This is a genomic window from Pseudomonas sp. SIMBA_041 (assembly GCF_046535095.1).
Classification (GTDB): Bacteria; Pseudomonadota; Gammaproteobacteria; order Pseudomonadales; family Pseudomonadaceae; genus Aquipseudomonas; species Aquipseudomonas mucoides.
Window position 1 is genome coordinate 88,521 of sequence record NZ_JAWRXJ010000008.1, and the last position, 14,256, is coordinate 102,776.

Annotated in this window: 10 protein-coding genes; 6 read left to right on the forward strand and 4 right to left on the reverse strand. The window is 61.1% G+C overall.

The window, feature by feature from the left end; genetic code table 11:
- Positions 1-4 precede the first annotated feature (4 nt).
- The 3 genes from ispA to SB725_RS20195 form a co-directional block, all read right to left on the reverse strand.
- On the reverse strand, positions 5-892 hold the full coding sequence (ispA, locus tag SB725_RS20185) for a (2E,6E)-farnesyl diphosphate synthase (protein ID WP_410922515.1): 888 nt from the start codon (positions 890-892) through the stop codon (positions 5-7).
- Positions 889-1,131, reverse strand: coding sequence for an exodeoxyribonuclease VII small subunit (locus SB725_RS20190; protein ID WP_007894317.1), 243 nt, complete (start codon positions 1,129-1,131; stop codon positions 889-891). Before SB725_RS20190 ends, ispA begins: the two co-directional genes overlap by 4 nt.
- A gap of 177 nt (positions 1,132-1,308) precedes the next feature.
- Complete coding sequence (locus tag SB725_RS20195; protein WP_410922516.1) at positions 1,309-2,451, reverse strand: Fic family protein; 1,143 nt, start codon at positions 2,449-2,451, stop codon at positions 1,309-1,311.
- Between the two features lie 278 nt (positions 2,452-2,729).
- On the opposite strand from SB725_RS20195, the gene SB725_RS20200 reads away from it, so the two are divergent.
- From SB725_RS20200 to SB725_RS20225, 6 genes are read left to right on the forward strand one after another with little or no spacing between them, the layout of a single operon-like run.
- Positions 2,730-3,521 carry a YfaP family protein gene (locus SB725_RS20200; RefSeq protein WP_027924328.1) on the forward strand — a complete coding sequence of 264 codons (792 nt, stop codon included), beginning with the start codon at positions 2,730-2,732 and terminating at the stop codon, positions 3,519-3,521.
- 36 nt (positions 3,522-3,557) lie between these two features.
- On the forward strand, positions 3,558-5,267 hold the full coding sequence (locus SB725_RS20205) for a DUF2138 domain-containing protein (protein WP_027924327.1): 1,710 nt from the start codon (positions 3,558-3,560) through the stop codon (positions 5,265-5,267).
- Positions 5,252-5,902 carry a DUF1175 domain-containing protein gene (locus tag SB725_RS20210; protein ID WP_410922517.1) on the forward strand — a complete coding sequence of 217 codons (651 nt, stop codon included), beginning with the start codon at positions 5,252-5,254 and terminating at the stop codon, positions 5,900-5,902. The genes SB725_RS20205 and SB725_RS20210 overlap by 16 nt, the downstream gene beginning before the upstream one ends.
- Complete coding sequence (locus SB725_RS20215) at positions 5,899-10,464, forward strand: alpha-2-macroglobulin family protein (protein ID WP_410922518.1); 4,566 nt, start codon at positions 5,899-5,901, stop codon at positions 10,462-10,464. Before SB725_RS20210 ends, SB725_RS20215 begins: the two co-directional genes overlap by 4 nt.
- Before the next feature lies 1 nt (position 10,465).
- On the forward strand, positions 10,466-12,085 hold the full coding sequence (locus tag SB725_RS20220) for a DUF2300 domain-containing protein (protein ID WP_410922519.1): 1,620 nt from the start codon (positions 10,466-10,468) through the stop codon (positions 12,083-12,085).
- 3 nt (positions 12,086-12,088) lie between these two features.
- Entirely contained in the window at positions 12,089-12,904 is an 816-nt protein-coding gene (locus SB725_RS20225; RefSeq protein WP_027924324.1) for a YfaP family protein, read from the forward strand.
- A gap of 381 nt (positions 12,905-13,285) precedes the next feature.
- Here SB725_RS20225 and SB725_RS20230 read toward each other — a convergent pair whose 3' ends face one another.
- Positions 13,286-14,032, reverse strand: coding sequence for a helix-turn-helix transcriptional regulator (locus SB725_RS20230; RefSeq protein WP_410922520.1), 747 nt, complete (start codon positions 14,030-14,032; stop codon positions 13,286-13,288).
- Positions 14,033-14,256: the final 224 nt, after the last annotated feature.

A 14,256-nucleotide genomic window follows, 5' to 3' on the forward strand; every position in this document is an offset into this window, starting at 1 on the left:
GCTGTCAGCTACGCCGGTCGACGATATAGCGGGCGAGGTCGCGCAAAGGCTCGGCGGCCGCGTCAAACGGTCGCAGCGCGTGCAGGGCCTGATCGCGCAGTTCCAGGGCGTAAGCCTTGGCCGCGTCGAGGCCAAGCAGGGCCGGGTAGGTTGGTTTGTCGCGAGCGATGTCCGCGCCCTGGCGTTTGCCGAGGGTTTCGGTATCGCTTTCGACGTCAAGAATGTCGTCCTGCACCTGAAAAGCGAGGCCAATGGCCTGTGCATAAGTCTGCAACGCTTTCAGTTCGTCCTTCTCGGCACGGCCGCTGGCCAGGGCGCCGAGTTTGACGCTGACTTCAATCAGCGCGCCGGTCTTGTGCCGGTGCATGTACTCAAGGGCTTTTTGATCGAGCTTGAGGCCGACCGAACCGAGGTCGATGGCTTGCCCGCCGACCATGCCCGCCGGGCCTGCCGCGACGGCCAGGGCGCTGACCATCTGCAGGCGGATCTCGGCGTCAGCTGCGTTCAGGCGCGGGTCGAGCAGGGCGCTGAACGCCAGGCTCTGCAAGCCGTCACCGGCGAGGATGGCGCAGGCTTCATCGAATTTCTTGTGAGTCGTCGGCTGGCCGCGACGCAGATCGTCGTCGTCCATGGCCGGCAAATCGTCGTGTACCAGGGAATACGCGTGAATCAGCTCCACTGCGCAGGCCGCGCCGTTGGCTTGCTCGGCCTTGCCGCCCAGCGCTTCGCAAGCCGCGTAAGCCAGTAACGGACGTACACGTTTGCCGCCATTCATCACGCTGTAGCGCATGGCTTCATAGAGACGGGTGAGCTCGGGGCTGGGTGCGTTGAACAGGGTTTCCAGTGCCGCGTTGACACGGGCCTGGCTGGTCGCCGAATACGCTGCAATCATTCTGGCTGATCCGCGTCGAAGGGTTCCTCGGCCAGCTCGCCATCACGCTCGAGCAGCACTTGAACCTTTTGCTCGGCCTGGGCCAGCGCCGCCTGGCAATCGCGGGTCAGACCGATGCCTTGCTCGAAAGCCGTCAGCGAGTCTTCCAGCGACAGTTCGCCGTTCTCCAGACGCTCTACCAGCGTTTGCAGGTCAGCGAGAGATTGTTCGAAATCCAGTGCAGCTTTTTTGCGGGCCATGGCGGCTATTTCCGGTTGACGTTAAACCGGCGCGACACTAGCAGACATGGGGGTTATGGGCAAATGGGCCGGGCATTTCGGCCACAGCACCGGCGGCAACCGGATCACCTGCACCGAGCTCTTTGTAGCAGCCGGACGCAGGCTTCGCCAGCTGCTAACGCTCACCCTATGGCTTAATTATGCTGAGTCATCCGGATAGCTGACCTGATAGCGAGTACTACGCCCGCCACCGGGCAGGCGTTGCAGGCAACCCTTCTCCAGCAACTCTGCCAAATGGCGGGTGGCGGTGGCTTTCGATACTTTCGCCACGGCTTGATATTGAGCCGCGCTGATCCCGTCCGCGAAGCCTCGTTGCCCACCGTCCAGCATGCGATTCAGTACCTTGATCTGCTCGGCTGACAGTTTTGCGTCCCGATTCGCCTGCCAGAAGCGCGCCTTGCCCAGTACCGCTTCGATCCGCGTCATGGCCTGCTGCAAGCTGCGCAGCAGGGTTTGCAGAAACCATTGCAGCCACTCGGTGATGTCCATGGAGCTTTTCTGGCTGGTTTCCAGCACTCGGTAATAGCTGGAGCGGTCGTCCAGAATGCTCGCTGACATGGCGTAGAAGCGGATCGCCTGCGCCTCTCCCTGAGCCAGGGCGAGATCGGTAAGGGTTCGCGTGAGGCGACCATTGCCGTCGTCAAAGGGGTGCAGGGTGACGAACCAGAAGTGCGCGATGCCGGCCCGCAACAAGGGATCGAGCCCGTCCTGCTTCTGGCTGGTTGCAAACCAGGCAAGAAACGTATCGAGCTGCTGTTCAAGCCCAAGGCGTGGCGGTGCTTCGTAGTGAATGGTCGGTTTGTCCAGTCGCCCGGACACCACCTGCATGGGCTCATCGCCACGCAGCTCGCCGATATGGATCGAACGGGCGGCAACATTCATGTCCTGATCGGGAAACAGCCATGTATGCCACTCCAGCAACCGCGGCAGTGTCAGCGGTTGTGCGAAGCGCTGAGTGGCGTCGAGCATTAACTGCGCCAGCCCTTCGCTGCGTTGGCTGACTTTATCGCCATCGACCACCTCCAGGCCCAGGCGCCGCGCCAGTGATGAGCGGACCGAGTCCACGTTGAGCTGTTCACCCTCGATGGCTGAAGACGTCACGATGTTTTGTAACAGCGCGTCCAGTTCGTTCTGTGCGCTGAGTGAGCGATCCACGGAACTGGCCATGCCCATCAACCGGCCTTGCGCCTGTACGCACTCACGCAATAGCGGCGTCAGGCGTTCGGATTGCCAGGTGAAATTCGGCCAGTCGGGCTGTTGCCAAATCCAGTGAGGTGCCATGACCACGGGTAACTCCAGAGTGAATGAGCCGAATAATAGCCTTATTCGGCTCATCTTGTGAGCCGAATAAGGTCGCTATTCGGCTCACGTCCCCACTTCTTCGTGATGCCTACAGCAAATCAAGAGGTATCCGATTGTTAAAAAACTGCCGAATCGCTAACCTTCGCGCCTTCTACGACCCAATAGTCACGGGTCTTTCTGACGAAACGCAGTATTTGGATCTGTAACGCGCCGAGGATCGGGCGCAAGGTTTCGTTATGCATGGCAGGAGGCGTCACATGCGTTCACTTCTTATACTGTTGATGGGGCTGGCCTGCGCGAGCGCCGCCTGGGCCGAGCCGACGGCTGAGCTGTCGGAGCCGGTCGGCGGCTGGCGCTATAACGGCCTGCTCGACCGCAGCGAAAACCCGCAGGTCGCCTATCCCACGCCGCCCATCGACCGCGGTGTGCAGCGCAATCGCACGATGATCGAAGGCCAGCTCAAGGCGATAGGCACGCAACGCGGGCCGCACACCCTCGCCGTCAACGGCAATCCACTGAACCTGTACACCGACGACGAAGGGCGTTTCGCCCGGCCGTATGCCTTTGGCGCGGGTTCCAACAGTGTCGAAGTGCGCAGTGCCGAAGGCAAGTCGCTCAAGCGCGTTCAATTCTATGAAGCCAATGACCTGCGCACGCCGGCACGGATTCGCGTGGTGCTCGGTTGGGACGACCCGAAAGCCGAGCTCGACCTGCACATCATCACCCCCGACGGCCAGCATGCGTTTTTCGCCCACACGGCGTTGACCAATGGCGGCGGCCTCGACCCGGATGGCGTCGATGGTCCCGGCCCGGAAATGTTCACCATGACCGCGCCGCTGCATGGCACCTATCTGGTTTACGTGAACTATTGGGGCAACTTCGGCAGCGAAGGCTATAACTTCGATGAGACCAGCAACCAGAACGAGGTCATCACCTCGCAAATCAACCTGGTGCTCAACGAAAACACCGTCGACGAAAAACGCGAGACCTTCATCGTGCCCCTGCGGGCCATCGGTGACCTGTTGCTGGTCAAGACTTTCAACTATTAAGCATCCCGCACCACGGATGAATTGGGCGTTGTGAACATGAGCGATAACACTGTATCTCCGGCTGCGCAAACACCGGCCGCCAAAACTCCTCGCCGCTGGCCGGCGCTGCTGGTCGGCCTGGCCCTGGTCGCCGGCGTCGCGGGCGGGTTGGGGTGGTTCATGCACAAACCCAAGGCTCCGCCAGCGCAATTGGCCAGCGACAAACTGGGCATGAGCCGGCCGGACGGTCTGCTCGAAACCCATTCCCTGAGCCAATTGCCCAAGGATCTGCTGGCGGTGCCGTTCCTCAAGGAAACCCTGACCGAAGATTTCGTCTTCTATTACGAAGCGCACGTTGATCGCCTCGGCTTGATCGGCAGTCTGCGGCGGATCATCTACGAACATGACCTGAAACTGCAGGACAGCCTGATCGAGCAACTTTTCGATCAACCGGCCGACGTGGCGCTGTGGCGCGGGGCGGATGGTCGGCTCAAGGATTTCCTGTTGGTGATGGATCGCGGTGGTCTGGCCAAAGTGCTGGAACCGCTGGCCAAAGTGGCGCTCGACGATTCGCAGCTGACCCAACTCAGTGTGGTGAAAGTCGGCGCCGACGACGTGGCGCTGTATCAGCTCACCTATAACAACAAAGCGCTGGTGTTCGCCTCCCATGGCGACAAACTGGTGGTGCTGTCCAATCCCGTCAAACTCTACGACCCGAGCAGCGGCCCGAGCGACGAGCGCGGCAGTGTCTCGACCACGGCCATCGCCGCGTTGCTCAACGGCGACAAACTGTTCCCCGAAGCATTCGGCCTGCCACCGCGCGCGCCGGAAGTGAAGCAACGCCTGTCGGTCAATTCGAGCGTGTTGGCCATGGGTTACCAGCGCTTCATCCCGAATTTCGCCGGGCTGCGTTTCGACATGGACGACAAGGGCTGGCACAGCTTCCTTGCGATGGATGAACTGGACGATCAGCCGGACTTCGATTTCAAACCGATCTGGCAAGCCATGCCGATGGGCGCCAGTGCCTGCGTGGCCTTGCCGCTGGCCGCTGAACAGCAGAAACCGTTGCTGGTGAAACTCGGCGCCGAAGAGCCGGTGGCCCAAGCGTTGACCGAACACATGGCCGGTGCGGCGGGCCTGTGCTGGTACGCCGATTCGCGTCTCTACACGCCGTTGCTGGTGGCCAGCCTGAATGACAAGGACAGCGCCAAACTCGATGGCGACCTCGGCAGTTTGTTCGGTTCGATGGTCGGCGCCTATGAGCCCAACGTCGAAGAGCACGCGTTCCCGGTGATCGAGAAACAGGACGGCCCGACTCACCAGTGGCAGCGGCAGGTCAGCTCCAACTTCGGTCCCTACAAAGCCAAGGACGCTGAAGATCCGGACGCGATCTCCGGCAAGGCCTTCATGAAGGTCAGTCTGGCCCGTCACGGCTCGACGCTGCTGTTTTCCCTCGACGACAAACTCGTGGACAAGGCCCTCGGCACCCTCGACAAGCGCTTCCCGCCGATGGCCGACGTGGTGCCGAAAGACCTGTTGATGCCGGTGTATTTCGGCCCGGATGCGATGGCGCAACTGATGCAGCAGGAAACCCTCGACAGCCTGCCGCAGGACATGGAACCGGTGTTTTACAACGCCGCGCAAACCTACCTGATCCCGAAACTGCGCAAGCTCGGCGGTTACGGCAAATACGCCCTGACCTTGCCTGAAGGCAGCGAGCCCGATGGCCATTGGCAATGGCTGCCACTGGAATGGAAAGCCCTGTGACCGCACTCATCCGCGGCCTCGGCCTGCTGGCGCTGTTGCTGGGCAGTCGCGCCTTTGCCACTGAGGCCGCGCCACTGGATCCGCAGCAATCCCAGGTGTTCCGCGCCTGGTTCGTGCGCATCGCCCAGGAACAACTGACCCAAGGCCCGAGCCCGCGCTGGTATCAGCAGGACTGCGCGGGGCTGGTGCGGTTCGCCGCCAACGAAGCGTTGAAAGTCCACGACGATAAATGGCTGCGCAACAACGGCCTGTCCAATCGCTACCTGCCGCCGGAACTGCAGTTGAGCGAGACGCAACGCGGTCTCGCCCAGCAGTGGCAACAGGGCGGCGGCAAGGTCGGGCCGTACGTCAACGCGATCAAGCTGATTCAGTTCAACAGCCATCTGGTGAGTCGAGACGTGGCGCAAGCCCGGCCCGGCGACCTGATGTTTTTCGATCAGGGCGACGACCAGCACCTGATGATCTGGATGGGCCGCTACATCGCCTATCACACCGGCACCACCACCCCCACTGACAACGGCATGCGATCCGCGAGCCTGCAGCAACTCATGACATGGAAGGACACCCGATGGATACCCGACGCAGCCAACCCCAACTTCATCGGCGTCTATCGACTGAATTTTCTCTCCCAATGATCGGTGCCCGCATGTTGCGTTTTTTGCCTCTGCTGTTGGTTTTGCTGCTGCCGTTTTCGGCGGTCAACGCCGAAGACACCGTCGAGCCGAGCGGCTATACGCCGGTGGCCGGTGAAAGCTTTTTCCTGCTGGCCGACAGCAGTTTCGCCAGTGACGAACAGGCGATGGTGCGCCTCGAAGCGCCGGGCCGTGACTTTCGCCGTTTCCGCATGGAGCCTTATGGCGGCGCCGACATTCGCGTGTACCGCATCGACAAGCCGCTGGATTTCCTCAAGCGCCAGAAGAACCTGCACCGTGTGGTCAGCGATGGCCAGTTCAAGGGTGAAGGGCTGTCGAATACCCTCGCGTACCTGTGGGACAACTGGTACCGCAAATCCCGTCGCGTGATGCAACGGGCGTTTTCCTACGAGTCCCGTCAGCAAGTCACCGAGGAAGTACCGGAACTGAAGATGGGCACCGCGATTGCTGCGCCAACGCCTTACGACGCACAGCCGCAATTCGCCCTGATCCCGGGCCTGCCGGTGGTCAGTCAATTCCGCTATCCGCTGTGGCAAGCCAAACCGATCCAGCCGCCTGAAGGCGTGAACCTGGCCGGCTCTTCCAGTGAGTTCGTCAGCGTCGCGCCGGGTAACGTCTACATCCCGTTGGGTAACCTGAAACCGGGTCTGTACCTGGTGGAAGCGCTGATCGGCAAGTACCGCGCGACCACCATGGTCTTCGTCTCGAACACCGTGGCCGTGAGCAAAATCGCCGGTGATGAACTGGTGGTCTGGGCCGCGCGCAAACACGAAGGCAGTTCGGTGCCGAAAGTGAATGTGTTGTGGACCGATGGCCTCGGCGTAATGAGCAGCGGCGCCACTGATAGCGATGGTTTGCTGCGCCTGAAACACGTCAGCCCGGAGCGTTCGTTCGTGATCGGCGAGGATGAAGAGGGCGGGGTGTTTGTCTCCGAGAACTTCTATTACGACAGCGAAATCTACGACACCAAACTTTACGCCTTCACCGACCGGCCGCTGTACCGGCCGGGGGATTGGGTGTCGTTGAAAATCGTCGGGCGCGAGTTCAAGAACGCCCGGGATTCCGTCGCACCGACTGCGGCCGACGTCAACGTAACCGTGCTCGATGCCACCGGCACGGCGCTGCAATCGCTGGCGCTGAAACTGGATTCCAAGGCCGGCACCCAAGGCCGATTCCAGTTGCCGGACAATGCGGTGGCGGGCGGTTATGAACTGCGTTTCAGCTACAAGGAACAGGCCTACAGCAGTGCGTTCCGCGTGGCCGAATACATCAAGCCGCACTTCGAAATCTCGCTGAACCTGGCCAAGCAGGATTACCGCACCGGCGAACCGGTGAAGGGCAGCCTGGTGCTGCTGTACCCGGACGGCAAACCGGTGGCCAACGCCAAGTTGAGCCTGAGCCTGCGCGCCCAGCAACTGTCGATGGTCGACAACGAACTGCAATACCTCGGGCAATTCCCGGTGGAGCTGACCAGCACCGAATTGACCACCGACGCCAAGGGCAACGCGACCCTCGACCTGCCGGCCGCCGAGAAACCGAGCCGCTACATGCTCACCGTGTTTGCCAGCGATGGCGCGGCGTATCGGGTCAAGACCACCAAGGAAATCCTCATCGACCGTGGCGCGGCAAGTTTCAGTTTGCGCGCACCGCAGCGATTCAGTGCGGTGGGCGACAAGGTTGCGTTCAGCTTCGTCAATGAGGGCGCCAGCGAGCAGAGCAAAACCGTGACGCCGAGCAGCTACAGCTGGGTGCGTCTGGAAGACCAGACCTCCGGCGACGGCAAACTGGCCGCCAAAGACAAAGGTTTCACCGTGGCCTTCGAGCGTCCCGGCACCTACAACCTGACGTTGAAAGATGACCATGGTCGAGTCATTGGTGCGACCGGTCATTCGGTCACCGGCGACGGCGTAAAAGCCGTGCCAGGCACCGTGGAAATCGTCCTCGATAAACCCGAGTACAAGGCCGGTGATGAAGCCCTCGCACTGATCACGTTCCCGGAGCCGATCAGCGATGCATTGCTGTCGCTGGAGCGCGACAAAGTCGAGGCCACCGCGCTGCTGTCCAAGGGCGGTGACTGGCTGAAGATGGAGAAACTCAGCGACACCCAATACCGCGCACGCATCCCGGTGAAAGACAATTTCGCCCCGAACCTGACTTTCTCCGTGCTCTACACCAAGGGCGGTCAATACAGCTTCCAGAACGCCGGGATCAAGGTGATTGCGCCGCAGATCGACGTGGCCATCGCCACCGACAAAGAGACGTATCAACCCGGTGAAACCGTGTCGGTCGACCTGACCACACAGTTCGCCGGCAAGCCGATTCCGGCGCACCTGACCGTCAGCGTGGTCGACGAAATGGTCTACGCGTTGCAACCGGAAGTCGCGCCGAGCATCGACCAATTCTTCTACCACCCGCGCCGCAACAACGTGCGCACCAGCGCCAGCCTGTCGTTCATCAGCTATGACGTGGCACTGCCGGGCAGCCCCGGCGCGCCGGGCAAAGCCAACCGCAGCGAGCGCGGGGTGAAAGTGCTGGAACGGCCGCGTCGTGAAGACGTCGACACCGCCGCGTGGCAGCCGGAACTGGTGACTGATGCCAACGGCAAAACCCGTTTCACCTTCAAGATGCCGGACTCGCTGACCCGCTGGCGCATCACCGCCCGGGCCATCGCCGATGACGGGCAAGTCGGGCAGAAGAAGCAGTTCGTGCGTTCGGAAAAACCGCTGTACCTGAAATGGAGCGGGCCGACTAAATTCCGCAGTGGCGACAAGCCGAGTCTCGGGGTGTTCGCCTTCAGTCAGGCCGAGAAACCGGTCAAGGCGGAACTGGTGATTCATTTCGGCGGCGCCGATCAGCGAGTGCCTGTGACCCTGAACAACGGCATCAACTATATCGCGCTGCCGGAGTTCTCGTTGGCCAGTGGCGAGTGGACCGCCGAACTGGTGCAGGACGGCAAAACCGCTGACGCGCTGGCCGTGCGCCTGACCGCCACCGGCGAAGGCTGGCAGGTCACGCAAAGCCAAAGTCTGGACGTGGCCAGTGGTGATACGCCGCTGAGCGTGCCGGCCGATGCGACGGATATCCGCCTGCGTCTGGATGACAGTCCGCAAGCGCTGTTCCGTTCGGCGCTGGATGATCTGCTGAGCTATCCGTACGGCGGCGTCGAGCAGACCGCCAGCCGTTTGCTGCCGCTGAGCATCGCCTATCCGACGCTGGCCTCGAACCCGCAGATCCGCGATCGCTTGCGCCTGATCATGCAAAACAGCCGCCTGCGACTGGTGCAAATGGCCGGGCCTTCCGCGAGCTTCACCTGGTGGGGCATGGATGGCGAGCCGGATGCCTTCCTCACCGCTTACGCCTATTACGCCGACTGGAACGCCAGCAAAGTATTGGACTTGAGCTTGCCGCCGGAGCATTGGCAGCGGGTGCTGGAGGTGTATTCGAAACAGGCCCAGAACACGCCGTTGTTGCAGCGTGCGCTGATCCTGTCGTTCGCCAAACAGATGCAATTGCCGGTGAACACCTTGCTCAGCGGGTTGATGGACGACCTGGCGAAAGCGGGCGAGGGTAATGCCGCGAACCTGATGGAAGATGGCGAAGACAGCATCGTCATGAGCGATCCGGATTCGGCGCTCGGCCTGGCCGCTGCCCGTGTGTTGACGGCATCGCTGGCGCGTCAGTCCAAGGTGACGCTGCCGGAGGCTTTCAATCGTCAACTGGCGGATGCGCAACAGCGTCTGGCGGTCAGCTCGCAGCCGTTCGCCGAAGCGCTGAACCTGTCGCTGCAACCCTTCGATCAGGCACACGCGCAAGCCTTGCTGCAACGCTTGCTGCCCCAGCAATCGACGCTGGAGCGCGCCCTGGCGCTGACCTGGCTGCAACGCAGTATTGAACAAGCTTCGCCGACCATCGCCCTGGCGCCGGGTGAAGGCTGGAAGAAACAGTACGGCGATACCGGTGAGATGTACTGGACGTGGCAGGGTGCTGCGCCCGTGCCAGCGGTGTTGTCCTTGGCCGGGACGCAGGAGCGGCCATTGCGTGCCGTGTTGAGCTTCCAGACCAAACAACCTGCGATTGATCCGATGGCCGTGACCATCACTCGTCGCCTGTCGCGCTTGGTGCCGGGTGATGAAGCCTTCACCTTCAAACTCGAAGCGGTCGGCACCCAGCCGTTGTCCAGCGACAGCCTGTATCTGGATGAAGTGATCATCACCAGCAAAGCCGCGAAACCGTTGCGCTACGGCATGCTCGAAGTGCCGCTGCCGCCGGGCGCCGATGTCGAACGCACGACGTGGGGCATCAAATTGATGGGCAAGGCCGGCACCGAACCGACCGCGCTGGAGAAGGCGCGTTTTGAGCCGGGTCAGATGGCTTATGCGATTCCGGTGGATGCCTTGAGCGGTGAGTTGCGCCTGCGACATTTGGTGCGCTTCTCGCAGAAGGGTCAGTTCAATCTGCCGCCGGTGCGCTTCACGCAGGTCTATGCGCCGCAACATCAGGCGCAGGAACAGAAACCGGCCCTCGGTCAGGTCACGGTCAACTGACATGACCCGGCCTCTGGTCTGGTTGCTGCTGTGTTTGATTCCTGCGCTGGCGACAGCGCAGGACGAACCGCTGCGGCTGGGCTTCAAGGGTGAACTGATTTCGTTGAACCGGACTCAGGTGATTTCACGCGAGCCCTTGCCTGCTGATGTGCAGGCGCCGTTGGGCAGTTTGTGGAAGTTGTTTGTGTACGGTTGGCTGGTGGATACCGGCGCCCGTGAACCTGCGTATGAATGTCGCGGGCAGTCGAAAGATGAAGTTTATTGCTGCACCGCCGGCGGCAAGATCGCGCGTGATCAGGCATTGGTGAAATCGTGCGGTTTGTATTTTGAACCGGCACGCTTGGGCATCACTGCCACTGACTGGCGTACGTATTGGCAGGCGCGACAGGCGCCGGAGTGGTTGCTGGACTTGCCGTCGTTAAAGCCCTCTACGCGAGTGTCCGTCGCTGAATTGCTCAAGGTGTTGGCCGTGATGCCGGCGCAGGATCAGGCGCGGCGGGTGTTGCTGGACGTGGTGCTTAATGCCGCCGACGGCAATGTCGTGGGCGAACTCGGTGGTCGGTTGCGGGTGAAAACCTGGAGCTGGCTGGGGGATCAGGATCCGTCGTCGCGTCAGGGCGGTTTTGCTGGTTGGATGGTGGACGGCACGCCGATCTGGGCGGGTGGGCGCGGGACCAGTCAGAGGGTGCTGCGTCATTACGCTGAAGCGTTGGCCGCAGTGCTGCCGGTTGATTGGCCCGCGGACACGGGACGCTGCGTCGAAGTCGGACTGTTTTCTCGCTATCCGATTGAGCGGGTTCTGGCGGGGGATCGTGTTGTTTCTTCCGGCCCATTGCAGGGCGACTATCGAGTCGAATTCAGCAACGGCAACCAACTCGATATCCACAGTGACGGCGAACTCTTCTTGCTCAAGGATCAGCTTGTCGCCCGTCTGGACCGCGAAGAATACGTCGCCCGCGTCCTCCAGCGCGAAGCCAAACCTGAGCCCGTCGAAGCCGCCAAAGCCCTGGCCATCGCCATCCGCACCTACCTCCTGCAAAACGCCACGCGCCACGGCGACTGCCTGAGCATCGACGACAGCAGCAGCCGTCAACGCGTCGCCCCGCGCCCGGCCACCAGCGAATCACGCCATATCGCCGCATGGACCAGCGACCTCGTATTGGCCGGCAGCACCGTCACCTACCATTCCGACCAACCCGGCCCGGACAAACTCGCCTGGCAGCAAGCCGTCGAGCAGGCCAACGCCGGCCAGCGCTACGACGCCATTCTGCTGCACGCCTACCCTCGCGCCAGCCTCAGCCGCTGGGACAATCCCGTCGCCTCCTGCGAAGCACTGCCCTCCGCGCAAGACTGGCTGCAAACCCAACGCCGCGGCTGGCGTGCGCGGCTGGAAAGCGAGGTTGGCTACAACGAAGTCAGCACCTTCGCCGTCTGCCGCCTGGCCTTCGGCCGCCCCTATGTCGACCGTGAACGCCAGCGCATCTACGTGCGCGGCGTGCTGTCGCTGCAAGACCGCCTCGACCTGACCCACGAATACCTGCACCTGGCCTTCGAAGCACACCCCAACGGCCAGGATGAAACCTACATCGAAGGGCTCGCCCGCCACCTCTTGCTGGAATAGGCCATGAAACTCCGTTATCCACAGGTCTTCCTGTTCCTTTGTACTCTTTGCGCGATGCCGACGATGTTCGCCGCAGACGCCGCCGTCAAACTCGACACCCCCGTCGGAGGCTGGCGCACGGGCGCGGTTGAAGGCGAAGGTGAAAACTTCCGCCAGACCGTCAACTATCCCGCTTCATCGGTGAACACCCCGGTAGGGCAGGCCAACACCGCGCGCATCAGCGGCCAGATCAAATCCACGCCCAAATCAAAGGAGCCGGGTCGTTTGATCGTCAACGGCGTGAGCATGCCGCTGAAGATCGATCCCGCCGGCCGCTTTGATCGCCCGTTCTCGTTTCCCAATGGCAGCAACAGCGTCGAAGTGCGCAGCCCTGATGGACAACAGCGGCATCGCACGCAGTTCCTCAATGCCAGTGGTGGTGCCACGCCGGCCAAGTTGCGGGTGTTGTTGTCGTGGGACAGTGACGGCACGGACCTCGACCTGCATTTGATTACGCCGGATGGGGCGCATATCTGGTACGGCGATCGAGTTGCGCCCAATGGTGCGGCGCTGGATGTTGACGTGACGACCGGGTATGGGCCGGAGATCTTTGCCATGCCAGCGCCGATCAAGGGGCAGTATCTGGTGTATGTGAATTACTTTGGCGGTGGGTATAGCCGTGATGAGGAAGGGCAGGAGGACGCGGTTCAGCCGCTGACGACTGCGCAGGTGACGGTGATTACCGAGGAAGGGACGCCGAGCGAGAAGATGGAGACGTTTCTGGTGCCGATGCGGGCGGTGGGGGAGTTGACGTTGGTTAAGTCGTTTAGTTATCCGTGAAGTTGTATGACGGTTCCTCAAAACGCAGGCATTAAAAAGCCGGCTTGTGGCCGGCTTCTCGGGGACTGACTTGGTTCATTTTTGGTAAACCGCGCCAGCCTTCAAAACGTACACCCGGATCTTGCGTCCGGCTGTGGGACTCGGCGAGAAAATCATCTGCCTTGTCGGTGCGATCTGAGCCGCGGGGCGGGTCGATGCGCAAATGTGGGGCGCAGCATACTGATTATTTGAGGAAATTCCCAGCGTGGAGTGTGGTGTAGAGCGATTGGTGCATTGAGTTCAGTCACTCGTCCGGGTTTGTAGGGTGAATGTTCAGCCGCCATCGCGAGCAGGCTCGCTCCCACATTTGATCGCATTCCAATGTGGGCGCGACGGCGTGTGTTACAGGAACGGCACCGCCGGTCGCCGTTTGTTGAGTGTCGACCACCAGAACACCCACCCCAGCACCCTGATGTTCTGCTTATCAATCTGCTCGGCACTGAAAATCTCATCCGGGTGCTCGGTTTTGTTGTAGCTGCGTAACCGCAGCGCATTCCCGGGCATCCGGTGCAGGTATTTGATGCGCAGCATCCCGTCATGGTCGAGGGCGTAAATCTCCCCATCAATCACTTTGGTCAGCCCACGGTCGATGGCGAGGATAGAGCCGTCCTCAATCCTTGCGCCCATGCTATTGCCGAGCATGTGAATACAGATCGCATCGGCATGGTTGATTTCCAGGGAGTCGAGGTGGCTTTTGGGCAGGCGGATGAATTGGCCGGTGTCTTCCACGATGTGGGTTTTGTGAGACCCCGGGGCGACGGGTGTTTCTTTGTAGAGGGGCAGTTCGACGTCGGTCGGCTCGATCACCGTGTAGATGCCACGAATCGCCTGGGCGTCGAAGGTGTTGCCGGACTCGTCGAGCAGGCGCAGGTGTTTGGCGTCTTCCGGGCCTTCGCCGGTTTTGAGCCAGTGGCTGTTGACCGAAAGTAATCTGGAGACCTCTTCCATGCGGTAAGCGGGCACACCACGGGTGTACCAGTTGTGGATGTTTTGAGCTTCCGTGTCGAAAAAAGCGGCAAATCCTGTCGTCGTGATCTTGGCTTTTTCGAGCAATGCTTTGAACCGTGGGCCGCTAGTGTTCTTTTTCATAAACACGAGTCTACGGGCGCAGGGCGGGGCTTTGAATAAACGAACCGTTCAAATTTCGAGGGAAATTTACGACCGGATGTAAGACGTATTTGGAACAAATTAAACAGAGAAAAACCGCAGTGGCGAAAAGATAAACACGCTGTTTAAAGCCCTTTATGAGCGCCCACAAAAAACCCCGGATCAACCGGGGTTTTTTTCAAGTCGTCAGTGGCGCAAGGCCAATG